A 25,091-nucleotide genomic window follows, 5' to 3' on the forward strand; every position below is an offset into this window, starting at 1 on the left:
CGAGCGCCGGCGGGCGCGGGCGCGCGATGGGGCAGCGGTTTCGGATTTTCGTTTCCTCGCCCGGCGACGTCGCCGAGGAGCGGCGCCGCGCTGCCCTGGTCGTCGGCCGGCTGAAACGCGAATTCGCGCGCTTCTTCGATATTTCCGCCGTGTTGTGGGAATACGAGCCGATGCTCGCCTCCGGGCATTTCCAGGACGTCATCGACCCGCCGGGCGAAGCCGACGCGCTGGTCATGATCCTGTGGTCGCGGCTCGGCACGCCGCTGCCCGAGCGCACGTCCAAGCGCGAATATCGCGGCCGCGACGGCCGCGCGCCGGTGACCGGAACCGAATGGGAGTTCGAACAGGCGCTCGGCGCGCGCGAGGCCCGCGCCGGGGTTCCCGACCTGCTCGTCTACCGCAAGACGGCCGAAAACGTCGCGCGCTTCAGCCGCGCCGAGCAGCTCGAGGACGCGCGCCGGCAATGGGACGCGCTGCGGGTCTTCTGGACCCGCTATTTCGAGGACGAGAAGGGCGGCTTCAAGCTCGCCTTCAATCCGTTCGCCGACCTCGACGCCTTCGAGGCGCTGCTCGAAGCGCACCTGCGCGAAATCATCCGCCGCCGCCTGCCGGTGCGCTCGGCCCGCGCGCCGTCGGCCGAGCGGCGGATCGAATGGTGGTCGGGTTCGCCCTATCTCGGCCTGCAGGCGTTCGACCTCGCTCACAGCGCGGTGTTCTTCGGCCGCGAGCGGGCGGTGCGCGACATCGCCGAAGCCTTGGCGCGCCGCGCCGCCGCCAGACGGGGTTTCGTCGTCGTCCTGGGCGCGAGCGGCGTCGGCAAATCGTCACTGGCGCGCGCCGGCGTCGCCGCCGACCTGACCGCGCCCGGCGTCGTCGCCGGCGTCGCGAGTTGGCGCATTGCGGTCGTCGAGGCGGCCGACCTCGCCGCCGATCCGTTCGCCGGTCTCGCCGCCGCGCTGCAGAGGCCCGGCGCGTTGCCGGAATTCGCAGCGCTCGGCTACAGCGCCGAAGAGGTCGCGACGCTGATGCGCGCCGATCCGTCGCTGGTCGTCGCCCAGACGCGCAAGGCGCTCAAGCGCGCGGCGGGGGAAAGCGAGACCGCGCAGGTCGGGCTCGTCCTCATTGTCGACCAGATGGAGACGCTGTTCGCCTCGCCGGCGATCGACGCGGCGGCGCGCGCCGGCTTCGACCGACTGATCGCGGCGCTGGCGAAAAGCGGCGCGGCGATGGTTCTGGCGACCCTGCGCAGCGACTTCTACCCGCGCCTGGTCGAGCTGCCGGAACTCGCCGCCTTGTCGCGCGGCGACGGGCAATACCAGCTCGCGCCGCCGACCGCCGCCGAGCTGGAGCTGATCGTCCGCCGGCCGGCCGAAGGCGCCGGCCTCGCCTTCGAAGTGGATGCGCGAAGCGGCGTCGGCCTCGACGCGACGATCCGCGAGGCGGCGGCGCGCGATCCCGCTTCGCTGCCGCTGCTCTCCTTCGTGCTCGACGAGCTTTACCGCCGCGACGTCGCCGAGGGCGGCGGCGACATGCTCAGCTATGCCGGCTATGAGGCGCTCGGCCGGCTCGAGGGCGCCATCGCCCGCCACGCCGAAACGCTCGTCGCCGAATGTCCGCCCGAGCTCAAGGAGGCGCTGGCGCCGCTGCTGCTCGCCCTGGTCGAGATCGACGACGTCAAGGGCGCCGTCGCCGCCCGCGTCGCCGCGCGCGCGTCGCTCGCCGATCCGCGCCAGCGCGAGCTCGCCGACCGGCTGGTCGCAGCGCGTCTCGCCGTCGCTGACGATTCGGTCAGCGGCGGCGCCTTGCGGCTCGCCCACGAGGCGCTGCTGACGCGCTGGCCGACGCTCGCCGCCTTGATCGTCGAGCACCGCGACTTCCTCGCCGCGCGCCGTCGCCTGCATCGCGACGCGGTGAACTGGGAACGCAGCGGCCGCGACGACGATTTCCTCCTGACGCCCGGGCGCCGGCTCGCCGAAGCGGAAGAGCTCGTCGCGCGCCGTCGCTCCGAGCTTGAGCCGGAGTCGATCGCCTACGCCGAAGCGTCGAGCGAGAAGGCGCGCGCCGCGGCGCAAGCGGCCGAACGCGCCAAGGAGGCGGCGCTGAGGCGCGAGCTTACGCGCAGCCGCCGCGTCGCGGCGATCGTGTCGCTGCTGCTGCTGGCGGCGATCGGCGCCGGCGCCTATGCGTGGCGTCTGCGCGGCGTCGCCGCAACGGCGCTCAGCGAGGTCGAGGTTGAGTATCAGGCCGCGCTCAAGCAGGCGGCGGGCAGCGTGTCGCTGTTGGTCGACGGCGCCGACAATGGCGCGCTGTCGACCGATCTCATGCGCCGGCTGGTCGAGCAGGCGCGCGACACGGTGACCGGCCTGCCCGGCCAGAGCGACGCGGCGACCGCGGCCCAGGTCAAGTTGCTCGACGCGCTGAGCGTCGCCTATCTGTCGCTGAGCGGCGCGGCGGCGGCGCAGGAGATGGCGGTCAAAGCGAACGCGCTCGCCGACGCGCTCGTCGCCAAGGACGGTTCGAACGCCGCCTGGGCGCTGTTGCGGCTGGAGGCGCGCGGCCGCCGCGCCGACGCGGAAAATGCGGCCGGCGATTTCGACGCCGCGCTCGCCGACGCGCACGAAGCGCAAGCGACGGCGCTCGCGCTCGCCAGCCCGGCGGCCCCCGCCGCGGCGTCGGCCGGCGTCGATAGCCCGGAGAATGAACTCGCCGTCGCCTATCAGCGGGTCGGCGATCTCAACCGCGCCCGCGGCGCCTTCGACGACGCGCGCGTGGCGTACCAGGCCTGGCGCGACCGCGCCGCCGCGTTGCGCGCCGCTCAGCCGAACGAAACGCTGTGGCTGCGCAACGAGATGTTCGCGATCCAGCGCCTTGGCGATCTCGCGCTGTCGGGCGGAGCGACGACGCCGGCGAAGGCGCTGTTCACCGACTATCTCTCGCGCGCCGAAGCGTTCGCCGCGGCCAGGCCCGCCGACGCGATCGGCGTCGAGGCGCTCGCCGGCGCCCACCAGCGCCTCGGCGACGCCGCGCTCGCCGCCGGCGACGCCGAGGCCGCCGAGCGCGAATACCTCGCGCTGCAAACCTACGCCGAGCGGCTGATCGGCTTCGACTCGGCGAATTTCCGCTGGCGCGAGTTCGTCGCGGTCGCCTGGCAACGCCTCGGCTCGGCGCGGCTCGCGCGCCAGGATCCGACCGCGGCGCTGGCGGATTTCGAGACCTATCGCTCCCAGTCGCAGTTGCTTGTCGCCAAGGACGCCGCCAACGCCGCGGCCCATTACGACGTCGCCAATTCCGAGGAGAAAGTCGGCGACGCTTTGCGCGCGCTGGGTCGACTGGAGGAAGCGCGCGCCGCCTATCAGGCTGATGAAGAGGCGTTGGCGCCGCTCGTCGCCGCCCATCCGCACAACGCCGTCTGGCGCCGCAGCCTGGCGATCAGCCGCCAACGGCTCGGCGAGGCGTCGATGCAAGCGGGCGACCGCGCCGACGCCGCCGAACAATTCCGCGCCTGCCTTGCTATCGACGTTCCCGCGGAAGCTTGGGCGCCGCGCGACCTGTGGCCCCGCGACATTGCCGCCTACTGCCGGCGCGCGCTCGAGGCCGCGCGGTGACCGCCGCGCCTTATCCGAGCCTCAGCAGTTGTTGCCGCTGCAAGTCTTGCTGTAGTTGCCGCCGGTGTTGGTCCCACCGCCGTCCGCCAATGCCGGCGCGGTCGCCGCTCCGACCCCGAAGATGAGAACGATCGCCGCAAGCAGGATGCGCATGGCCTTTGTCCCGTCCGGAGTTTTCCCGGCAACGACGCGAAGCATTCTCGGCCGTCGGGCGCGTCACAGCCGCCCGACGCCAGCCGGAGGCGCTTCCACGAACGCCGCCCGGGTTCCCAAGCCTCAGCAGTTATTGCCGCTGCAGGTCTTGTTGCCGCCGCCATTGGTCGCGAACGCCGGCGCGGTCGCCGCGCTGACGCCGAAGATGAGAATGATCGCTGCAAGCAGGATGCGCATGGCCGTCTCCCCGTCCGGGATTTCCCCGCGGCGACAAGGGTTATCCCTGGGGCGGGGGACTGTCAAAGGCGGCTTCTGCTCCGGGACCTGCCCTCACCCCAGCCCTCTCCCGCGAGCGGGAGAAGAGCCTGCCCCCGGGCGAAGACCCGGGAGTGGTGGCGCCATAGGGCGTCGAAGACGCCCGTCTCTCGACGGGGTACGGCGCGGCCGGAAGAGGGGAAGACGCGCATGACCCCCTCGCGTGCGTCCGCCGCCTCCCTCTTCGCCCTCGAGGGCGCGCCGCTCGATGCGGTCAAGCTCGTCGCCGCGGCGGCGATGGTCTCGGACCACGTCAACGACATTCTGCTCGACCACGACCACCTCGCCATGTGGTACGTCGGCCGGATCGCCTTTCCGCTGTTTTGCCTCGTTTTCGCGCTCAACTTGCGCCGCGGCGCGCCGCTTGCCGGCTACGTCGCGCGGCTGACGCCATTCGCGATTCTCTCGCAGCCGGTCTACCGCGCCGCCTTCCACGACGGGCTCGACAACATCCTCATCACGCTGCTGCTGGCGGGAATCGTGGCGATCCTGCTCGACGAGCGCCCGAAGCGCGTCCAGCACGCCGTCTTCGCCATCGGCGCGGCGGCGGCCTTCGCCGCGCCGTGGGCCTCGATCAGCACCGGCCTCTGCTTCGGCATGGCCGGGTTGCTGCTGCCCGCCGCGCTCAAGCTGACGCTCGACGGCCGGCGCGACGTCGCGCCGTGGGCGGCGCTGCTTTATTTCGGACTCAACTGGTTTCCGCGCGACGAGCTGTTCGACAGCCTCGCCGCGCCGCTGTTCGTCCTCGCCGTCGTCGCGGCGACGCTCGCGCTGACGCGCCGGCTCGCCGGGCGCCCGCGCTTCCTGCCGCGCTATGCGCTCTACGCCTTCTATCCCTTGCACCTGCTCGCGCTGATCGGCTGGCGCGCGCTCGGCTAGGCGCGGCTCACTCGGCCGCGCGCTTGTGCGCGGCGATGATCGCGTCGGCGACGCGGCCGCTGATCTCGGCGAGATGGTCGAACTTGGTCTCGAACGCGCCGACGCCCGCGGTGGCCGAGCGCAATTCGACGATCAGGTCGCCGATCTCGGCCTCGGGAATCGTCGCGCGCAAGGCCTCCCAGCCCCGCCAGCCTTCGCGCGCTTCGAAGCCGAGAATCTGGCCGCGCCGCGCGCTGACCAGCGCGCTCGCGCGCGCTAGGGCGTCGGACGGGACGTAGATCGTCACCGCGAGGATCGGCTCGAGCAGCACCGGGCGCGCCTTGGGCAACGCCTCGGCGAGCGCGATCTTGGTCGCGGCGCGGAACGCCATGTCGGACGAATCGACGGTGTGGTAGGAGCCGTCGGTCAGCGTCACGCCGACGTCGACCACCGGAAAGCCGAGCGGCCCGCTGTTCATCGCGTCGCGCGCGCCCATCTCGACCGACGAGAAATATTGCCTCGGCACCGTGCCGCCGTGGACGCGCTCGGCGAAAGCGAAGCCTTCGCCGCGGCCGCGCGGCGTCACCTCGACCACCACGTCGCCGAACTGGCCGTGGCCGCCCGACTGCTTCTTGTGCCGGCCGCGCACCGTCACCGGATCGCGGATCGTCTCGCGATAGGCGACCGAAGGCTTCTTGGTCTCGACGACGACGTCGAAGCGGCCGGCGAGCCGCTCGACGATCACCCTGAGGTGCATCTCGCCCTGGCCGAACAGCTTGAGCTCGGCCGATTCCTGGTCCTGGACATAGGCGAGCGAGGGGTCCTCCTCGGTGAGCTTGGCCAGCGCCGCGGCGAGCCTGACCTCGTCCTTGCGGTCCTTGGCGACGATGGCGAACGCCTGGGTGTGGGGCGGGGGCGGCGGGAGCACCGCGGCCTCGGGCGGCTTCTTGTTGTCGCTGAAGCGGTCGCCGGTGAGGAAGCTTTCGAGCCGGGCGAAGGCGACGGTGTCGCCCTCCTCCGCCTTGGCCAGCTTGGCGGTCACCGCGCCGGTCAGCCGCGCGACGCCGGCGATGCGCTCTTCGCTGCCGCGCGAGCCGACCACCGCGGCGCCGTCGGGGAACGCGCCGCGCAACACCCGCGCCAGCGACAGCTTGCCGCCGTGGGCGGTGTGGATGGTGCGCAGCACCTGGGCGAGCGCGGGGCCGGAATCCCCGATGCCGAGCCGGGTTCGGGACTGGGCGACGCCCGGCGCCTCGTGGCGCAGCGCCTTCAACAGACGGGTCACGCCGTGGCCGGCGGTGGCCGAGCCGATCATCAGCGGCACGACATGGCCTTCGCGCAATTCCTTGGCGAGATCGTCGAACACCCGGTCGCGCGGCGGCTCGATGTCGCTGATGAGCTGCTCCATCAGCGCGTCGTCGTAGTCGGCGAGCTTCTCGAGCATGTTGTAGCGCGCCTGCTTCTCGTCGCCGGCGATTCCGGCCGGCATCTCCACCACCTCGGAGGGCGCGGATTCGCGATAAACGAACGCGCGCTCGAGCGCGAGGTCGACGAAGCCGGTGGCGACGCCGTTCTCGAAGGTCGGCAGTTGGCGCAGGAGCAGCGGCGCGCGCGAGGCGGGCTGCAGCATTTCGAGCGCCTCGCGCACACCGCCGCCGGCGAGATCGATCTTGTTGAGGAAGACGATGCGCGGCACGCCGAGCTCTTCGAGCTCGCGCAGGATGACCTGAAGCGCCGGCGTCTTGCGCGCGTCGGCTTCGCACACCACCACCGCCGCGTCGCAGACCGGCAGGACGTAGCGCATGTCGTGAATGAACTCGACCGAGCCGGGACAATCGACGAAGGTGAAGCGGTCGCCCATGTAGTCGACGCTGGCGACGTTCGGCTCGACGCTCATCGCGTGCGAGCGCGCTTCGGGGCTGGAATCGCCGACGCTGGTGCCGTCGCGCACCGAGCCCTGCCGCGCCGCGCCGCCCGCCCTGACCAGCAGGCTTTCGAGCAGGCTGGTCTTGCCGCTCTGGAATGGACCGACGATCGCAATCAATCGCGGTCCGGCAATTCTGCCCTCGCCATTTTGACCGCCTGCGCCCATCGGACCCTCCTCCACGACCTGCTTTTTACGGTTTAATGTCCGTTTGATGTCGGATTGCAACTCTCTGCGCGCGACGCTAGCCGCCCATTGACATGAGTCAAGCCAGGATTGGCCAAGGCCCATCTGTTGGGCTAAGGAGCGGCCTTGCGCGGGCGCCGCCGCCGCCGCGCCGAAAGAAGGCCATGAACGACGCCGCCCCGATACCCGAGGCCGAAGGGCTGATCGCCGCGCTGGGCGGCCGGTCGATCGTGCTCATCGGCATGATGGGAGCGGGCAAGACCTCGGTCGGCAAACGGCTCGCCCAGAAGCTCGGCCTTCCCTTCGTCGACGCCGACGACGAGATCGAGGCCGGCGCCCAGATGACGATCCCCGAGATCTTCGAGCGGTTCGGCGAACCGTATTTTCGCGACGGTGAGCGCCGGGTGATCGCCCGTTTGCTCGAGGACGGCCCCAAGGTGCTGTCGACCGGCGGCGGCGCCTTCCTCAACGAAGAGACGCGCCGGCGCGTCGCCGAGCGCGGCGTGTCGGTGTGGCTGAGGCCCGAGTTCGAGACCCTGCTGCGCCGCGTGCGCAAGCGCTCCAATCGGCCGCTGCTGCGCACCGAGGACCCCGAGGCGACGCTGCGCAAGCTGCTCGAAGAGCGCAGCCCGACCTACGCGCTCGCCGACCTGACGATCGAAACGCGCGACGGCCCGCATGACGCGGCGGTCGAGTCGCTGCTCGGCGCGCTGCGCCGTCGACTCGCCCATCCGACGCCGCCGGCGACGCGCGAGATCGCGGTCGAGCTCGGTTCGCGCGCCTACCGCATCCTCATCGGACCCGGCCTGATCGAATCCGCCGGCGCCCATGTCGCGGCGCTCGCGCCCGGCGCGCGCTGCGCGGTCGTCACCGACGCGACGGTGGCGAAGCTGCATCTCGCCCCGCTGCTGAAGAGCCTCGAGGGGGCCGGGCTGACGACCTCGGTCGTCGTCTGCCCGCCCGGCGAAGCGACCAAGTCCTACGCCGAATTCGCGCGGGTCAGCGACGCGCTGATCGAGGCGCGGGTCGAGCGGCGCGACCTCGTCGTCGCGCTCGGCGGCGGCGTCATCGGCGATCTCGCCGGCTTCTGCGCGGCGAGCTTGAGGCGCGGCGTGCGCTTCGTCCAGATCCCGACGACCCTGCTCGCCCAGGTCGATTCCAGCGTCGGCGGCAAGACGGCGATCAACTCGCCGCTCGGCAAGAACCTCGTCGGCGCGTTCCACCAGCCGTCGCTGGTGCTCGCCGACACCGGCGTCCTCGACACGCTGAGCGCGCGCGAGTTCCGCGCCGGCTACGCCGAGGTGGCCAAATACGGCCTGATCGGCGACCGCAACTTCTTCGCTTGGCTCGAACGCGACTGGCGCGCGGTGTTCGCCGGCGGGCCGGCGCGGCTGGAGGCGATCGCGACGAGCTGCGCCGCCAAGGCGCGCGTCGTCGCCGCCGACGAGAAAGAGCGCGGCGAGCGCGCGCTGCTCAACCTCGGCCACACCTTCGGTCACGCGCTCGAGCGCCTCGCCCATTACGACGGCGAAACGCTGATCCACGGCGAGGGCGTGGCGATCGGCATGGCCTGCGCGTTCCGCTTTTCGCACGACCTCGGCCTGTGCGCCGCCGACGATGTCCGGCGGATCGAAAGCCATCTCGCCGGCGTCGGCCTGCCGATCCGCATCTCCGCCGTGCGCGGCCTCAACGCCGACGCGCACGCCATCTTCGACGCGATGCGCCAGGACAAGAAGGTCGAGCGCGGCCGCCTGACCTTCATCCTCGCGCGCGCAATCGGCGCAAGCTTCATCGCCAAGGACGTCAGCGAGGCCCAGACGCTGGATTTCCTCGAGCGCGAGCTGGCGGCGGGGTAGGGGGCGCAGCCTCGGTCTCCTTGGAGACGTTCGGCCAACGAATCCGGCCGGCGCTACATCATCAGGACGCCGGAATAGACGAGATCGGCCGTCAGGCCGAAAACCATCGAGCTCAGCGTCAGGATCGAGTACAAGGTCAGACGGATCGCCATTGTCGTCGCCTTCTTCAGCCTGGCGACGATTTACGGTCTGCCGACTCTGCCGTCCTCAACTCGTTTCATGGCCCGCACAGGCTTTGTCGCGGCAGAACGCGGCGGCGCTGGCGGCGGAGCGGGTACGGAGGTCCGCGCCTTCGTTCACTCCGCCGCTGTCGTCAGCGCCAGCGCATGCAGCTCGCCGCCCATGCGGCCTTTCAGCGCCGCATAGACCAACTGGTGCTGTTGCACCCGGCTCTTGCCCTTGAAGGCGGGGCTGACGACCTTGGCGGCGTAATGTTCGCCGTCGCCGGCGAGGTCGCGCACTTCGACCTTGGCGTCGGGCAGAGCGGCGCGGATCATCGCCTCGATGTCTGCGATCGCCATCGCCATCACACGGTCTCCAGCGGCGCGGCGTCCGCCATCGCCGCCTCGATGCGGGCGACCACCTCTTTGACCGTCTCGGAACATGGCACGGTGATTCCGCCGGCCATGTAGATGTTGCACTTCGACCCCTCGACGCCGGAGATCGCGATCACCTGGTCGGGGCGAACGTAGTTGTAACCGCCGAGCGATTTGACGGCGACGAATGCGATCATGCCAATTCTCCTCCTGGGCCGTCCATGTAACGCGGCAGCCAGGTTTCGTGCGCCTGTCTGAGCGCCGCGATCGTGACCGGCGCCTCGCCGGGCAGGGTAAGCGACTCGCCGCCGGTCGCGCCGATCCGCGTCGCCGCGACGCCCGCCTTGGCCGCCGCGGCGAGGATCGCCAGCGCGTCCTCAGCTTTGGCCGTCACGACGTAGCGGCCCTGATCTTCGCCGAAGAAGAAGGCGTGGGCGAGGCCGACGACCACGCCCTTGTCGATCGTCGCGCCGACCCCGCCGGCGATCGCCATTTCCGCCAGCGCCACGGCGAGGCCGCCGTCGGAGAGGTCGTGGACGGCGCTCGCCTTGCCGCCTTTGATCAGCGAAGCGACGAAGTCGCCGTTGCGCCGCTCGGCGGCAAGGTCGACCGGCGGCGGCGCGCCCTCGTCGCGGCCGCAGATTGTCGCGAGATACGCCGAGCGACCGAGCCACGACGGCGCGCCGCCGATCAGCAGCACGGCGTCGCCGGCGCGCTTGAAGGCGAGCGAGGCGGTCGCGGTCACGTCGGCGACGAGACCGACGCCGCCGATCGTCGGGGTCGGCAAGATGCCGACGCCCGAGGTCTCGTTGTAGAGCGAGACATTGCCGGAGACGATCGGGAAGTCGAGCGCGCGCGCCGCCTCGCCGACGCCTTGAATGCAGCCTACCAACTGGCCCATCGCCTCGGGCTTCTCGGGATTGCCGAAATTGAGGTTGTCGGTCAGCGCCAGCGGCCGCGCGCCGACGGCGATGAGATTGCGCCACGCCTCGGCGACCGCCTGCTTGCCGCCCTCGACCGGGTCGGCGTCGCAATAGCGTTCGGTCGCGTCGGTCGTCAACGCGAGGCCCTTGGGCCCGTCGCCGAGCCGGATCACCGCCGCGTCGCCGCCCGGTCCCTCGACGGTGTTGCCGAGGATCAGCGTGTCGTATTGCTCGGTGACCCAGCGCTTGGAGCACAGATCGGGCGAGCCGATCAGCTTGAGCAGCGCTTGCGCGTTGGCGATCGGCGGTGTGAGGCTCGCCGGGTCGAGCGCGGCCGGCTTCGGCGTCGGCGTCCACGGCCGGTCGTAGAGCGGCGCCTGGTCGCCGAGCTCGCGGATCGGCAGGTCGGCCTTGACGATTCCGCCCTGTTTGACGACGAAGCGCTTGCTGTCGGTCGTCTTGCCGATGACGGCGAAATCGAGCCCCCATTTGCGGAAGATCGCCTCGGCCTCGGGCTCTTTCTCCGGCTTGAGCACCATCAGCATGCGCTCCTGGCTCTCGGAGAGCATCATCTCGTAGGCGGTCATGCCGTCTTCGCGACAGGGCAGGCGGTCGAGGTCGAGCTCGACGCCGAGGTCGCCCTTCGCGCCCATCTCGACCGCCGAGGAGGTGAGCCCCGCCGCGCCCATGTCCTGGATCGCGACCACCGCGCCCGAGGCCATCAATTCGAGGCAGGCTTCGAGCAGCAGCTTCTCGGCGAACGGATCGCCGACCTGCACCGTCGGGCGCTTCGCCTCCGCGTCGGCCTCGAACGCGGCCGAGGCCATCGACGCGCCGTGGATGCCGTCGCGGCCGGTCTTGGAGCCGAGATAGACGATCGGATTCCCGATCCCGGTCGCCTTGGCGTAGAAAATCGCGTCGGCGCGCGCGACGCCGACCGCCATCGCGTTGACCAGGATGTTGCCGTCGTAGCGCTTGTGGAAGCCGACCGAGCCGCCGACGGTCGGCACGCCGAACGAGTTGCCATAGCCGCCGATGCCCGCCACCACGCCGGCGACGAGATGGCGGGTCTTGGGATGGTCGGGCGCGCCGAAGCGCAGGAAGTCGAGGCTCGCCACCGGTCGCGCGCCCATGGTGAAGACGTCGCGCAATATGCCGCCGACCCCGGTCGCCGCGCCCTGGTAGGGCTCGATGAACGAGGGGTGGTTGTGGCTCTCCATCTTGAAGATGACCGCGTCGCCGTCGCCGATGTCGATGACGCCGGCGTTCTCGCCCGGTCCCTGGATCACCCAGGGCGCTTTGGTCGGCAGCTTGCGCAGGTGGAGGCGCGACGACTTGTAGGAACAGTGCTCGTTCCACATCGCCGAGACGATGCCGAGTTCGGTGTAGCTCGGCGTGCGGCCGATCAGAGCGACGAACCGCTGATATTCCTCGGGTTTCAACCCGTGCGCGATCGCCAGCGCCTCGTCGACCTTCGGTTCTTTGTCGCCCAACCGCGCGCCCCGCCGCCAGAGGAAGGATCGGGGGCGGGAATAGCCGCGCCGGCCGCTTCTGGCAATGGGCCGCATCGGCGCGGCGGCGCCGATAATAGAGGCGCGACCGGCGGCCGCCTAAATGTCGCAGCGGCGTTGGCGCGATTCCGCGCGACAATGAATTGAGCGCACGGCGTGTTCATGATATGTTCTAGAGAACAGGATTCCACGAAGTCAGAGCGAGAGCCGGATGGCGCAGATGCCCGCGATGCGCGTGTTTGCACTACGTCCGGAGGGCGTTCGTTGCGGCGCCGACGGCCTCTTCGTGGGTTCCGTTGCGCTGCTGCGTCGGGCGCGAGACGCCTACGGCCGGGAGCATTGGTCGCTCCGTCCGGCGAGCGAACTCGATCACCAACTCACGGCGCGTTACGGCCTGCCGATCAGCGCGGCTGCAAAGGCCGGCAGGCTCGCATCGGTCGCGCGCGCACTCGACCGCGGCGATCTGGCGCTGGCGGGGATCGGCGCCGTGCTGCTGCAGTTTCCCGATCCGCCGCCGCTCGAAAAAGGCGCCTCGGCGGCGAACGATTGGGTGGGGTTAGCCGTCGAACTCGCGGCAAGCGGGCTCCTGAAGGGCGAGTGGAACCCCGCCAGGCATCCGCGCGTTGGCGCAAAACCGAATCCAGGATGGTTCGCGGAAGTTGCACGCGAGGTTCGGGAAGTGACGGCGCGGATGCGCGCATGGCCCTCGCCGCGATTCAACAAAGCGTTGCGGATATTGGTGAAGGACATCGCGGAAAAGGGCGGACTCTCAGAGCTTGGGCCGTACGGCGATGCGGCGGCGATCATCTTGGAGCTCGTGCAGAAACTCGGGCCCTCGGAACTCAACGACGGCGAGCAGAGGGCGATCGAGCAGACCAACGCCTTTTTCGATCCGCCCAAGACGTTGGAGGCGCTTCAGACGCCGCCGAAGCAAAACGCTCTCGGCTATGAGCGGCATCACATCGTCGAGCAGAACGACGATAACGTCGAGAAAGACGTGGTGGTGAAATTCGGGCGCGACGCAATCGACGACCCTGGCAATTTGGTCTGGGTTCCTAGGCTAAAACATGAATTGATCACCGGTTACTATAACGGGACCGACGACGACGATCCTCAAGAACGCAACCGAAGAGACGTGATTGGCGAAGATGATTTCGAGACCCAGCGCGAAGAGGGGTTAGCAGCCTTACGAAAATTTGGAGTCCTGCAATGAGCGCCGACGCGTATGCTCAAATGAGCGCCGATCAATTGATCGACGAGTTCGTCCGCTTGGCCCAAGCCCTTGGCAGCGTTTGGACGTTTTGGGCCAAAATTCCGGAAAACACTCCGGAACGCCAAGCGATGGATCAGCAACTCAGGGCGATTGGCGCGGAGCTCTGCGCGCGCAAGCCGATCGAGAAACTGCGCCCGTTGTTCGATCACGAAAACGTCGACGTGCGGTTTTACGCCGCCATGAGGTTTCTTCCCGTCGATCCGGATTGGGCGATCGCGGCGATCTCGGCGCACACGGCGGACCTGTCGACCAAGGACGTCATCGCGCTTGGCGCGCGGGCGAAGAAGCGACCGCCCGCGCGCCCAACCGTTAGGGACATGTCGACGGACCAACTGGTGGCGCGGTTCGAGGACGCTGGCGTTCGCCGCTACGCGACGCGGTTTCTCGGCGGCGAATTCGAGCCGTTCGACGTCGAGTTGAACAATCGAATTGCGAAGGAAACCCGCGAGATCGTCGACGAGTTGAAGGCCCGTGACGCGTTGAGCAGGCTGCTGCCGCTGCTCGACCATCCGAACATTTCGGTTCGCCGCACGGCGGCGACATTCGCCATTTCCGTAGCGCCCGATCGCACTCTGCCCGTGCTCGAATCCGTGAGTGCGAGCCGGGACTCGATTGAAGCGCCCAGGGCGTCGGCGACGCTCGATCGCTGGAACAAGAACAAGAAGAAGGACGCAGAGGCGCCGCAGTCCTAGTTCACGCCGCTGTGTGGACTGCCGCGACCGCGCGCGAAGAACGAATCCTGTGACGAGCGCGAAATTCTACAATTGAATTCCCGCTATCGCCCCGCGGAGGCGAGCCGGGCCGCCGGCCCGCGCGACGGCGGGGCGAAGGCGTGCGGCGCGGTCTCGCGCAAGGCGCTGCGGATCGGGTCGTCGGCCTCCGCGGCCGTCTCCTCGGCCTCAGTCTCCGCCGTATCGTCGTAGCCGGCGGCGCCGTCGTCGATCTCGAACTGGTCGACGAGCCGCGACAGCTCCATCGTCTCGTGCGACAGCGAGCGGCTGGTGGCGGTCGATTGCTGGACCATCGCCGCGTTCTGCTGCGTCACCTGATCCATGCGGCCGAGCGCGACGTTGACCTCGTCGAGACCGGTCGACTGTTCTCGCGCGCCGGCCGCAATCGCGGCGATGACCGCGTTGACTTCGGCGACCTGGGCCATGATGCGCTCGAGCGCCGCGCCGGTCTCGGCGACCAATTCGACGCCGTGGCCGACCTGGGCGGTCGAGGCCGAGATGAGCCCCTTGATCTCCTTGGCCGCCTCGGCCGAGCGTTGCGCCAGCGCGCGCACTTCCGACGCGACGACGGCGAAACCGCGTCCCGCGTCGCCGGCGCGCGCCGCTTCGACGCCGGCGTTGAGCGCGAGCAGGTTGGTCTGGAAGGCGATCTCGTCGATCACGCCGATGATGTGGGTGATCTGCTGCGCCGATTTGGCGATGCCGTCCATCGCGTCGACCGCCTGCTTGACGACGACCGCGCCCTTCTGGGCGTCGCCGTCGGCGGCGACGACGACCTCGCGCGCGTGCAGCGCCGAATCCGCCGCCTTCTTCACCGTCTGGGTGATCTCGCCGAGCGCGGAGGCGGTTTCTTCCAGCGTCGCCGCCTGCTCCTCGGTGCGGCGCGACAGGTCGCCGGAGGCGTGCGCGACAGCCTCGGCGTTGACGCGGATGCCGCGCACGGAGTCGGAAATGACGGCGACGGCGCGCTGCATCTGGGCGATGGCGCCGTTGAAGTCGTCTTTCACCTTCTGATAGGCGGGCGGGAACTCCGCAGAGATGCGGAAGGTCAGGTTGCCTTCGAACAGGCGTTCGCACGCTTCCGCCAGCGCGCTGACGGTTCGCTCCTGTTCGCGCGCGGCGGCCTCGCGTTCGGCTTCGGTTTCGCGGCGGACGGCTTCGTCCGCCAGGCGCGTCTCGCGTCGCGCCGTCGCGGCGCGGGCCTGCTCGTCGTCCTCGACCATGGCCTGCTTGATCCGTTCGAATGCGCGGGCGATCGAAGCATAGAGGCCGCTGCGGCCGAGCGCCGGAGGCTCGACCGCGAGGTCGCCGCCGGCGAGGCGGGACATCGCCGCGTCGAGCTTGCGCAGCGGCTTGGCGAGGCTGTGCGCGACGAGGACGATCGAAATCAGGCCGATGACGATCGCGATCAGGGCGGCGAGGTCGATCATGGCCTCGGCGTCAGCCTGGGCGGCGGCGAGCCCCCCGTCGGCGGCGCCCGTCGCGGCGACCGCGTCGCCGAGATCCTTGATCGACGCAACCAACGGGTCGAACGCCTTGACCAGCGCGTCGGTCGCCTGGGAATAGGCGAGCTCGGCGGCGGACGCCTCCTTGAAGGCGTCGACGAAGTTGTTGACGTCGAGGTTGAGCGTGTCCTTCGCGTCCTGCGCCACGCTGGCCGCAGCGAAGACGGCGTTGAAATCGGCGGCGGCGGCGTCGAAGTCGCTCTTTACGTGGTCGTCGAGGGTCGCTTCGTATTGCAATTGCGCGCGCGCCATCGCCATGGCGGCGCGGCGCATCTGTTCGCCTTCGAGCGTCGGACTGTCCTTGAACGCGCTGGTGGTGTCGTCGATCAGCGTCTGGGCGTCGGTGACGGCCTTGCCGACGACGCCGATGGTCGGCGAATCGCCGGCTGTCTGCTGCGCCTGCTGCACCGCATCGAACGCCTTGCCGATCGCGGCGACCTGCGCCTTCAAGTCGCTGATCGGCTTGGCGAGGGGGTCGGCGCGCGACGAGGAGGCGAGCGTGTCGATTTTGCCGAAGAGGGCCTTGGCGCCGTCGGCGAAGGCCTTCAGGCTGTCGCCGGCGCGGGTGGAGCGAAGCTCGATCGCCTTGCCGCGCAACGCCATCGCCGCGACGTCGATGTCGTCGGACGGGCGTTGCAGCCCAGCGTCGGCGCGCGCGTCGGCGAAGGCGGCGGCGACTTTGCCCGCTTCGTCGCGATTGACGAGCGCGACCGCCGCCAGTCCGGCGATGAAGCCGACGCTGACCAGTGCGACACGAAACGTAATGTTCGACGATTTGCCCGATCCAGCCATGGGTTCCCCTCCGCCGCCGCGGCCATTTCGCCGCGACTATGCGGGGTTTGCGTTAACGTTACGTCAACGTTAACGAACGCCCGGCGTCGACGCGCTTGCGCCTGTCGGGGGTCGACGAAGGGGGTACGGCGCCCGTCGCGGCGATAGCGTATAAGGCCCGCTCTCCGCTCCGGAAGCCCCGATGGACAATGCCGCCGCCCTGCCGCCGCTCCCCTCCGCCGCCGATCCGATCGGCGAATCGCGAACGCTTTCAGAGCTTTTCCGCGCCCGCGCGGCGCTGACTCCGGACGCGGTCGCCTATCGCTGCCACGATCCCGCCGCCGGCCGCTGGGTCGACTGGAGCTGGCGGCGGACAGCGTCCGAAAGCGCCCGCTGGCGCGCCGCTTTGGCCGCCGAGGGGCTGGAGGCGGGCGCCCGCGTCGCGACCCTGATGGTCAACGGCGTCGACTACGTCTGCGTCGACCAGGCGGCGCTGGCGCTCGGACTGGCGATCGCGCCGTTGCACGTCACCGACAATCCCGGCAACGTCGGCTTCATCATCGGCGACTGCGGCGCCGCGGTGGTGATCCTCGACAACGCCGACTATTGGCGGCGTCTCGCGCCCGAGCTCGCCGACTGCCCGGAGCTGAAGCGCGTCGTCGTGCTCGCCAAGCCGGACGAGGCGATCGGCGACGACAAGCGGGTCGTGCGCGCGTCGGCCTGGCTCGCCGCAGCGGAAGGGAAAACGGCGCCCGAGCGGCCGGTCTCGCCCGACGCTTTGGCGGCGATCGTCTACACTTCGGGCACGACCGGCCGGCCGAAAGGCGTGATGCTGTCGCACGCCAACGTCGTCGCCAATGTGATGGCGGCGCGCCAATGCGTCGCCGCCGTCCCCGGCGACCTCTTTCTCTCGTTCCTGCCGCTGTCGCACACGTTTGAGCGCACCGCCGGCTACTACCTGCCGATCGCCGTCGGCGCGACGGTCGCCTATGCGCGATCGGTGGCGCATCTGGTCGAAGACATGCGCAATGTCCAGCCGACGATCCTGATCTCGGTGCCGCGCATCTACGAGCGCGCATACCTCGCCATTCACGAGCGCCTCGCCAAGGGCGGGACGCTGGCGCGCAGTTTGAGCGGGCTCGCCGAGCGCATCGGTTGGCGCCGGTTCGAACAGGCGCAAGGGACGGGGACCGGGCCGTCGCCGCTCGAGCGGCTGGTCTGGCCGGCGCTCGACCGTCTCGTCGCGCGCAAGGTTCGCGCCGCGTTCGGCGGCCGACTGCGCCTCGCGGTCGCGGGCGGCGCGCCGATGCCGTTCGTCGTCGCGCATTTCTTCCTCGCCATGGGGGTCGAGGTGCTGCAGGGCTACGGCATGACCGAGTCGTCGCCGGTCGTCAGCGTCAACCGCCTCGGCAGCAACGATCCCCGCAGCGTCGGCGAGACGCTCGCCGGCGTCTCGGTGCGAGTTGGCGACAACGACGAACTGATGGTCAAGGGTCCGAGCGTCATGCAGGGCTATTGGCGGCGGCCGGAGGAAAGCGCCAAGGCGCTCGAGCCGAACGGCTGGCTGCACACCGGCGACCAGGCGCGCCTGGTCGACGGCCGCGTCTTCATCAAGGGCCGCATCAAGGACATCATCGTCACCTCGACTGGCGAGAAAGTTTCGCCGGTCGACATCGAGCAGGCGATCGAAAGCGATCCGCTGTTCGAGCAGACGATGATCGTCGGCGAGCAGCGCCCGTTCATCGCCGCGCTGGCGGTCGTCAACCGCGACGCGCTGGTCGAGGCGGCGAAGACAATCGGGCTTTCCGGCGCGCCGGAAGCGCTGGTCGCCGCGCCGCCGATGCGCGAGGTCGCGCTCAACCACATCCGCCGCGCCGTCGCCCATTTTCCCGACTACGCGACCCCGCGCAAAGTGTGCCTGACGCTCGAGCCCTGGACCGTCTCCGGCGCCTTGATGACGCCGACGCTGAAGCTGAAGCGCCTCAATATCGAAACCGCCTTCGCCGATCAGATTGCGGCGCTCTACGCCAAGGGGTGAGCGCGCGAGGCCTGACTGCGCGCACAAGAATTCGTCATGGCCGGGCTTGTCCCGGCCATCGACGCAGCGCCGCATGTTCGAACGCTCGCTCGCTAGCGCAATGGCCCGACGTGGATGGCTGGAACAAGCCCGGCCATGACGTGGTGAGGCGAGTGAAAGTGTAGCCTTCGGCCTCGTCCAGTCGCACCGCCTCTATCCCCTGACTGCCCTGATCGCCTCCTCAGCGGCGGCGATCCCCGTCAGATACGCGCCGTGCGCGGTCGAGAAATCTTCGCGCGAGCAGGCTTCGCCGGCGAAGAACAGCCGTCCGTCGATCGGCGCGGCGAGCGTGGCGCGATCGTCGGCGCGGCCGGGCAGGGCGTAGGAATAGGCGCCGCGGGCGAACGGATCGGCGCTCCAGCCGTGCAGCGCCAGCGGCGCGATGCGGCGGGCGAATTCGCCGCCGTAGAGGCCGACCAGCTCGGCGCGGGCGAAGTCGAAGAACGCCGCCGCGCCGCTCCGTTCGAGTTCGGCCGCGAGGTCGCCGCCGAAATAGCATTCGATCATCGGCCGGCCGAACGGACGCAACTGATAGGAGGCGGTGTCGACGCAGCGCGGGTCGCCGAACGCGCGCGTCTCGGGCTCGAACCCCTCCGCGTCGGCAAGCGACAGGAACAGCTTGTCGTCATGGCCGAGCGGCAGCCCGGCCGCAGCGCGGGTCTTGTCGGGCAGCGCCGGCGCGAACAGGCCTTCGTCGGCGGCGATCAGCGCGCTCGGCAGGGCGACGATCGCCGCGTCGGCTGCGAAGATTCCGCGCGTCGTCTCGAGGCGAATGCGCCGCCCGCGATGGTCGACGCGCGTGACGGCGCAATCGAGGGCGACGTCGAGGTCGGCGCCGTGCTCGGCGACGGCCGCGCCGTAGCCTTCGACAATGCGCCAGTTGACGCCGTCGTCGGCGTAGCGGCCGAGGTCGCGCGCCGAGACGCACGCGAGTTCGGCGCCGCTGTAAAAGCCGCTGACGGCGTCGAGCAGCTCCCGCCACCGCCCGCCCGGCTCGAGCAAGTCGGCCAGGGAGCGGTCGGGCTCGCGCTCCGGCAGGGCGTCGGCGCGGTCGTGCAGCGCCCACAGCGCGGCGCGAAATGCGCTCGACTCGTCGGCCGTCAGTCCCGGCTGCGACGCCGCGCGCGCCCACGGCGGCGGGGTGCGGTCGATCGTCCGGCCTTGCGCCGCGGCGATCTTCGTCCACGGATTTCGCTCGGCCGAATGCAGCCAGCCGCAACCGAGGTCGATCGCGTAACCGCCCGCCTCGACCGTCCAGGCGCGGCCGCCGAGCCGGTCGCGCGCTTCGAGGATGAGCGCCCTGACGCCGGCCTCGCGCAGCCGCCGCGCCGCGCCAATCCCCGCCGCCCCGCCGCCGACTATCGCAACCTCGACGTCTGCGCCCGTCATGCGCCCTCCTTGTCCGCGACAAACATACGGCAATCCTCGCCGTGCCGCCCTCTCCTAGTGATCGAGATCTGACGCTTGAAGCGGCGCCGACCTGGCGGCTCTTCCCCACAAGGGGAGCGTCAGCCGCGCCGCGCCGCCTCGATGGCCGCGACGTCGATTTTCTTCATGTCCATCATGGCGTGGAATACGCGCCTGGCTTCATCGCCACCGACGGACAGCGCCACGATCAGCACGCGCGGCGTGATTTGCCAGGAGACGCCCCATTTGTCTTTGCACCAACCGCACGCGCTCTCCTCGCCGCCATTGCCGACGATTGCGTTCCAGTACCGGTCGGTCTCTTGCTGATCGTCGGTGGCGATCTGGAACGAGAAGGCCTCGTTGTGTTTGAAAACGGGGCCGCCGTTGAGGCCCATGCACGGGATTCCGGCGACGGTGAATTCGACCGTCAGCACATCCCCTTCTTTGCCGGCCGGATAGTCGCCGGGCGCTCGAAGGATGGCGCCCACGGCGCTGTCGGGAAAGGTCTCGGCGTAGAAGCGGGCTGCGGCTTCGGCGTCTTTTTCATACCAAAGACAAACGATATTCTTGGCCATTGCCAGTCCTTTCCGCTTTGAGGTCGAACGGGCGCGTTTCCTCACGGTCCTCGTCGGAAACCAGCGCCCGAGCGCCGTTTTCCAGAGGCGTCCGGTTCTCCCGTGTCCCATCAAGAGCAAGCAATTTGTCGCAAGCGTGGCTGGGCAAGTCGCGCTCAAGGCGACGCCTCTTGCCGTTGTACGACGATGTTATGATAATCTTCGCGTAGGCGGCGGATTGCCGCGACGAGCCGACGCGTCGGCGCGCTGCCGGAGATCGCGCCGCAATTTCCAACCCGAGAAGCGAGATGACGCCGAAACGAACCCCGGCCGATGAGTTTCTCGACTGGTCCAAGCAACGGCTCGAGGAGATCAAGGCCGCGCTGGCCGGGCTGGGCGATCAGGCCGACAGTTTGAACGCGGAAGCTCGTCAGCAGGCGGATCTTGCGATCGCCCGCATCCGCACCGTCCGCGCAGACTTCGAGGCCAAGATCAGCGCCATGCTGCCCGACTCGGCGCCCGCCAAGACCGTCAGCGAGAACGCGTTCGCCGACATCGCGGCGGATTGGACGGAAGCCCGAGTCGCGCTGCGAGAGTTTTTCGCGGCCGCGGCCGGCCAAACGACCGCCGTGAGAAAGGCGCTCGCTGGCGTCGCCCAATCTCGGGGCCGGGGCGAACCGTCCAAATTCGCATCGACGGTCAACGGCTCTGCGGCAAGGACGGCGCGCATTTCGTGCGTGGTGTGCGCCTACAACGAGGCCGACAGGATCCGGCGCATTCTCGAGGCCGTTCACGACCATCCGGCGTTGGCGGAGGTGATCGTGGTCAATGACGGTTCGACCGACGACACGGAAGCCATTCTGAACGACTACCCCGCCATCCGCGCGATCTCCTATACGCCCAACCGCGGTAAGACCTATGCGTTGACGCGGGGCATCGCCGCGGCGACGGGCGACTATCTGATGTTTCTCGACGCCGACTTGGCCGGCGTGAACGCCGCCGACATCCAGGCGCTGGCGGAGCCGGTGATCGGCGGCCGCGCCGAGGTGAGCATCAGCCTGCGCCGCAACAGTCTGGCTCCCTATCGCTGGATCGGCCTCGACTTCGTTTCCGGTGAACGGGTCATCCCCGCCCAGTTGCTCGACCAGGCGGTCAAGGAGATGGAGCATCTGCCCCGCTGGGGCTGCGAGGCGTTCATCAACGACTTGATCATCGAGGAGGGCCTGTCGGTGGCGGTGGTCGACTGGCCGACGGTGTTCAACACCCCCAAGGTCAGCAAGCGCGGCGCATGGCAGGGCGTGGTCGGGGAGCTGGAAATGATCAGGGACGCGGTCGGTTTCCTGTCGCCCATCGGGGTGGTGCGGCAGAACCTGGCGTTGCTCATGCTGGTCCGGCGGGACTCGGACGCCTACGGCGCGGGGGCGGCGTCAGCGGCGGAAACCGGGAGGCCGGCGCCGTGACCTTCGCGTCCCGTTACGCCCTTGTCTGCCCGTCGCCGCGCACGCGGTACTTGAAGGTGCAGAGCTGCTCGACGCCGACGGGGCCGCGCGCGTGCATGCGGCCGGTGGCGATGCCGATCTCGCCGCCGAAGCCGAATTCGCCGCCGTCGGCGAACTGGGTCGAGGCGTTGTGCAGGACGATCGCCGAATCGACTTGCTTGAGGAACTTTTCCGCCGCCGCCTTGTCTTCGGTGACGATGCAGTCGGTGTGGTGCGAGCCGTAGGTCTCGATATGGGCGATCGCCGCGTCGAGGTTCTCGACCACCTTCGCTGAAATGATCGCGTCGAGATATTCGGCGCGCCAGTCGGCTTCGCTCGCCGCGGTCACCCGCTTGTCGACCGCGCGTGTCGCTTCGTCGCCGCGCACCGCACAACCCGCTTCGAGCAGCGCCTCGATCAGCGGCCTCAGCAGCCGCGGCGCGGCGGCGCGCTCGACCAGCAGCGTCTCGGCGGCGCCGCAGACGCCGGTGCGGCGCATCTTCGAATTGATCAGCAGCCGCTTCGCCTTGTCGAGGTCGGCGGTGGCGTCGACGTAGACGTGGACGACGCCCTCGAGATGGGCGAACACCGGCACGCGCGCCTCGCGTTGCACCCGCTCGACCAGGCTTTTGCCGCCCCGCGGCACGATCACGTCGAGCGCGCCGCCAAGGCCTTCGAGCATTTCGCCGACCGCCTCGCGCGAGGCGAAGGGCACGCGCGCGATCGCCGCCTCGGGCAGGCCGGCCGCTTTGAGGCCGGCGGTGAGGCAGGCGTGGATCGCCGCCGAGGAATGGAAGCTGTCCGAGCCGCCGCGCAGGATCGCCGCGTCGCCGGCCTTGAGGCAGAGCGCGCCGGCGTCGGCGGTGACGTTGGGCCGGCTCTCGTAGATGACGCCAATGACGCCGAGCGGCGTCGCGACGCGCTCGATTGTCAGCCCGTTCGGCCGCGTGAACGTCGCCAGCACCCGGCCGACGGGATCGGGCAGGGCGGCGACTTCCTCGAGCCCGCGCGCCATCGCCTCGATCCGGCCGGGATCGAGCGTCAAGCGGTCGATGAACGACCCGGCGAGGCCCTTGGCGCGCGCCGCCTCGAGGTCGCGCGCGTTGGCGGCGAGGATTTCGCCGGCGCGCGCGCGCAGCGCCTCGGCGGCGGCGGTCAGCGCAAGGGTCTTGGTCTCCGCCGGGGCGTTGGCGAGCGCGCGCGCCGCGGCCCTGGCCTCGGCGCCGAGCGCCCGCATCGCCGCGCGCAGGTCGGCGGCGGGGGCGACGGATTCGAGTTTGACGGGCTTGGACATCGGCGGCCAATCTCGCGAGCGGGGGGCCCCAAATAGCACGCGGGCCCCGCGACTTGAACCGCAAAACCCCGCGCCCGGCCCTCCAGGTCCGAATTGACGGCCGCCGCCGCGCCGGCGAACTGGCGCGTCGCTACGCCTCCCTCGGCGCTCTTTCGAGCGCCGCCAGCGATACGCCGCCTTCGAGCGTTTCGCCGCGGGGCGAGGCCTGTCGCCTTCGCCCGGCGCGGCCGCTCAAGGCGCGACGGCGGCCGGCGCAGCGCCGATGCGCTGCGCATTTCTTAGCGGCGCGGCGGGCTCAGCGCGCGGCGCGGCAATTGCGTTGGCGATCGTTGAAACCACGGGTTCACCCCGTTCAAACTGCGCTGGGCCGACCGGGGAGCTGGGCGGTTTGGGCCGCATCGGCGATGAGGGCGACGTTTTCGCGCGCCACCGCCATCAACTCGGCCAGTTCGCGGCCGCCCTCGCCGATCATCGTCGCGACAAAGCGGGCATGAAGGGTCGAAGCCTGTTCGAGGCCGCGGCATCGGAACAATTGTTCGAGGAACTCGGCCTCGGCGTGGACGCACTGGCCGGCGAAGCCCAGCAGCGCCGAGCCGGCGCGCAGGTTGGCGTCGATAAGCGCGCGCGGCAGCGTGAGCGACCTTGCGATTCCCTCCACGGCCTCGGCGCCGTAAACAATCGCGTTCGCGGAAGAACCGCCTTCGTCGCTCGCGCTCATCGCATCTCCTTCGCCAGCGGGGCGCGCCATGGCTACGCCGCGAAGCCGCCCTCGGCGTTGACATGCGTCAAGGCGCGAGGTTCAGGCCTTCGCGTCGAGGCCGTAAAGCGCGTGCAAGGTGCGCACCGCGAGCTCGGTGTAGGCTTCGTCGATCAGCATCGAGAACTTGATTTCGGAGGTGGTGATCGCGCGGATGTTGATCCCCTTTTCGGCGAGCGCCTTGAAGGCGCGCGAGGCGACGCCGGAATGGCTGCGCATGCCGATGCCGATCGCCGAAATCTTGACCACGTCCGGCGCGCCCTGCAGCGCCGTGTAGCCGATCTCGGGCCGCCGCTGCTCGAGGATCGCCTTGGCGCGGTCGAATTCCGCGCCCGGCACGGTGAAGGTGATGTCGGTCGTCGCCGCGTCGTCGGAGACGACCTGGATGATCATGTCGACGTTGATGTTGGCCTCGGCGAGAGGAACGAAGATCGCCGCCGCGACGCCGGGCTTGTCGGCGACCTTGCGCAGGGTGATCTGCGCCTCGTCGCGCGAGAAGGCGATGCCGGTCACCACCTGCTTTTCCACGATGTCCTCCTCGTCGCAAATCAACGTGCCCTGCTTGGGCTCGGCGGGGTCGTCGAACGAACTCCGCACGTAGGTCTTCACGTTATGCACCATTGCGACTTCGACCGAGCGCACCTGCAACACCTTGGCGCCCAGCGAAGCCATTTCGAGCATTTCTTCGAACGACACCTTGTCGAGCCGGCGCGCCCTCGGCACGACTCGCGGGTCGGTGGTGTAGACGCCGTCGACGTCGGTGTAGATGTCGCAGCGGTCGGCTTTGAGCGCGGCGGCGAGCGCCACCGCCGAGGTGTCGGATCCGCCGCGGCCGAGCGTCGTCACCCGGCCGCTGTCGGCATGAATCCCCTGGAAGCCGGCGACGACGGCGACCTCGCCGCGCTTGAAGCCGTCGACGATCTTGGCCCCGTCGACGTCGGCGATGCGCGCCGCGCCATGCGCCTCGTCGGTGGTGAGCGGGATCTGCCAGCCCTGCCACGAGCGCGCCGCGTAGCCCATCTCCTTGAGCACGATCGCCAGCAGGCCGGCGGTGACCAGTTCGCCCGAGGCGACGACCGCGTCATATTCGGCCGGGTCGTAGACCGGCGCCGCCTCGCGGCATAAAGCGACGAGTTCGTTGGTCTTGCCCGACATCGCCGAGACGACCACCGCGACCTCGGCGCCGGCGTCGACCTCGCGTATGACGTGGCGCGCGACGTTGCGAATGCGCTCGACATTGGCGACCGAGGTGCCGCCGAACTTCATCACCAGACGCGCCATGACGAATCCAAAACCCGAGAAAGTCTCGCCAAAGCGGCTCGCGCGGCCGCCGAGGCGCGCGTATAAAGGCGCTTCCGGGGGCGGTCAACGCCTCGA

General features: G+C 69.7%; 18 protein-coding genes. 7 read left to right on the top strand and 11 right to left on the bottom strand.

All coding sequences use genetic code 11. From position 1 onward, the window contains the following. Positions 1 to 26: 26 nt before the first annotated feature. Positions 27 to 3,605 (top strand): nSTAND1 domain-containing NTPase, encoded by a 3,579-nt coding sequence (locus ABSF49_RS01955; protein ID WP_424110945.1) that lies wholly within the window; start codon positions 27 to 29, stop codon positions 3,603 to 3,605. A 21-nt stretch (positions 3,606 to 3,626) separates the two neighbouring features. On the opposite strand, the gene ABSF49_RS01960 is transcribed toward ABSF49_RS01955, so the two are convergent. After that, entirely contained in the window at positions 3,627 to 3,758 is a 132-nt protein-coding gene (locus ABSF49_RS01960) for a hypothetical protein (protein WP_424110946.1), read from the bottom strand. Positions 3,759 to 4,223: 465 nt separating this feature from the next. On the opposite strand from ABSF49_RS01960, the gene ABSF49_RS01965 reads away from it, so the two are divergent. Further along, positions 4,224 to 4,952 (top strand): TraX family protein, encoded by a 729-nt coding sequence (locus ABSF49_RS01965; RefSeq protein WP_424110947.1) that lies wholly within the window; start codon positions 4,224 to 4,226, stop codon positions 4,950 to 4,952. Positions 4,953 to 4,959: 7 nt separating this feature from the next. On the opposite strand, the gene ABSF49_RS01970 is transcribed toward ABSF49_RS01965, so the two are convergent. Beyond that, positions 4,960 to 7,023: an elongation factor G gene (locus tag ABSF49_RS01970; RefSeq protein ID WP_424110948.1), complete on the bottom strand. Its 2,064-nt coding sequence runs from the start codon at positions 7,021 to 7,023 to the stop codon at positions 4,960 to 4,962. Positions 7,024 to 7,205: 182 nt separating this feature from the next. On the opposite strand from ABSF49_RS01970, the gene aroB reads away from it, so the two are divergent. Continuing rightward, positions 7,206 to 8,897, top strand: coding sequence for a 3-dehydroquinate synthase (gene aroB, locus ABSF49_RS01975; protein ID WP_424110949.1), 1,692 nt, complete (start codon positions 7,206 to 7,208; stop codon positions 8,895 to 8,897). A 296-nt stretch (positions 8,898 to 9,193) separates the two neighbouring features. Here aroB and ABSF49_RS01980 read toward each other — a convergent pair whose 3' ends face one another. The 3 genes from ABSF49_RS01980 to purL are packed head-to-tail and all read right to left on the bottom strand — an operon-like array spanning position 9,194 to position 11,849. Continuing rightward, positions 9,194 to 9,424: a BolA family protein gene (locus ABSF49_RS01980; RefSeq protein WP_424110950.1), complete on the bottom strand. Its 231-nt coding sequence runs from the start codon at positions 9,422 to 9,424 to the stop codon at positions 9,194 to 9,196. Next, complete coding sequence (locus ABSF49_RS01985; protein ID WP_424110951.1) at positions 9,424 to 9,630, bottom strand: hypothetical protein; 207 nt, start codon at positions 9,628 to 9,630, stop codon at positions 9,424 to 9,426. Before ABSF49_RS01985 ends, ABSF49_RS01980 begins: the two co-directional genes overlap by 1 nt. Continuing rightward, positions 9,627 to 11,849: a phosphoribosylformylglycinamidine synthase subunit PurL gene (purL, locus tag ABSF49_RS01990; protein ID WP_424110952.1), complete on the bottom strand. Its 2,223-nt coding sequence runs from the start codon at positions 11,847 to 11,849 to the stop codon at positions 9,627 to 9,629. The genes ABSF49_RS01985 and purL overlap by 4 nt, the downstream gene beginning before the upstream one ends. Positions 11,850 to 12,078: 229 nt before the next feature. Between purL and ABSF49_RS01995 the strand changes: the two genes are divergently transcribed. Continuing rightward, positions 12,079 to 13,080 carry a hypothetical protein gene (locus tag ABSF49_RS01995; protein ID WP_424110953.1) on the top strand — a complete coding sequence of 334 codons (1,002 nt, stop codon included), beginning with the start codon at positions 12,079 to 12,081 and terminating at the stop codon, positions 13,078 to 13,080. Then, on the top strand, positions 13,077 to 13,832 hold the full coding sequence (locus ABSF49_RS02000) for a DUF2019 domain-containing protein (protein WP_424110954.1): 756 nt from the start codon (positions 13,077 to 13,079) through the stop codon (positions 13,830 to 13,832). The genes ABSF49_RS01995 and ABSF49_RS02000 overlap by 4 nt, the downstream gene beginning before the upstream one ends. 83 nt (positions 13,833 to 13,915) lie before the next feature. Here the strand turns inward: ABSF49_RS02000 and ABSF49_RS02005 are convergent, their stop codons facing one another. Then, positions 13,916 to 16,168, bottom strand: coding sequence for a methyl-accepting chemotaxis protein (locus ABSF49_RS02005; RefSeq protein ID WP_424110955.1), 2,253 nt, complete (start codon positions 16,166 to 16,168; stop codon positions 13,916 to 13,918). 181 nt (positions 16,169 to 16,349) lie between these two features. Here ABSF49_RS02005 and ABSF49_RS02010 point away from each other — a divergent pair, with 181 nt between their 5' ends. Continuing rightward, on the top strand, positions 16,350 to 18,185 hold the full coding sequence (locus tag ABSF49_RS02010) for an AMP-dependent synthetase/ligase (RefSeq protein WP_424110956.1): 1,836 nt from the start codon (positions 16,350 to 16,352) through the stop codon (positions 18,183 to 18,185). Between the two features lie 192 nt (positions 18,186 to 18,377). On the opposite strand, the gene ABSF49_RS02015 is transcribed toward ABSF49_RS02010, so the two are convergent. After that, positions 18,378 to 19,613, bottom strand: coding sequence for a flavin monoamine oxidase family protein (locus ABSF49_RS02015; RefSeq protein ID WP_424110957.1), 1,236 nt, complete (start codon positions 19,611 to 19,613; stop codon positions 18,378 to 18,380). A 119-nt stretch (positions 19,614 to 19,732) separates the two neighbouring features. Continuing rightward, on the bottom strand, positions 19,733 to 20,206 hold the full coding sequence (locus tag ABSF49_RS02020) for a VOC family protein (protein ID WP_424110958.1): 474 nt from the start codon (positions 20,204 to 20,206) through the stop codon (positions 19,733 to 19,735). 287 nt (positions 20,207 to 20,493) lie between these two features. Here ABSF49_RS02020 and ABSF49_RS02025 point away from each other — a divergent pair, with 287 nt between their 5' ends. Further along, positions 20,494 to 21,645 (top strand): glycosyltransferase family 2 protein, encoded by a 1,152-nt coding sequence (locus tag ABSF49_RS02025; protein WP_424110959.1) that lies wholly within the window; start codon positions 20,494 to 20,496, stop codon positions 21,643 to 21,645. Positions 21,646 to 21,658: 13 nt separating this feature from the next. Here the strand turns inward: ABSF49_RS02025 and ABSF49_RS02030 are convergent, their stop codons facing one another. The 3 genes from ABSF49_RS02030 to ABSF49_RS02040 form a co-directional block, all read right to left on the bottom strand. After that, a complete protein-coding gene (locus ABSF49_RS02030) occupies positions 21,659 to 22,957 on the bottom strand; it encodes a glutamate-5-semialdehyde dehydrogenase (protein WP_424110960.1) in 1,299 nt (432 codons plus the stop codon). Positions 22,958 to 23,309: 352 nt separating this feature from the next. After that, a complete protein-coding gene (locus ABSF49_RS02035; RefSeq protein ID WP_424110961.1) occupies positions 23,310 to 23,675 on the bottom strand; it encodes a hypothetical protein in 366 nt (121 codons plus the stop codon). A gap of 81 nt (positions 23,676 to 23,756) precedes the next feature. Then, positions 23,757 to 24,995, bottom strand: coding sequence for an aspartate kinase (locus ABSF49_RS02040; protein ID WP_424110962.1), 1,239 nt, complete (start codon positions 24,993 to 24,995; stop codon positions 23,757 to 23,759). Between the last annotated feature and the right edge of the window lie 96 nt (positions 24,996 to 25,091).

It is taken from the genome of Roseiarcus sp., from assembly GCF_049514155.1.
GTDB lineage: Bacteria > Pseudomonadota > Alphaproteobacteria > Rhizobiales > Beijerinckiaceae > Roseiarcus.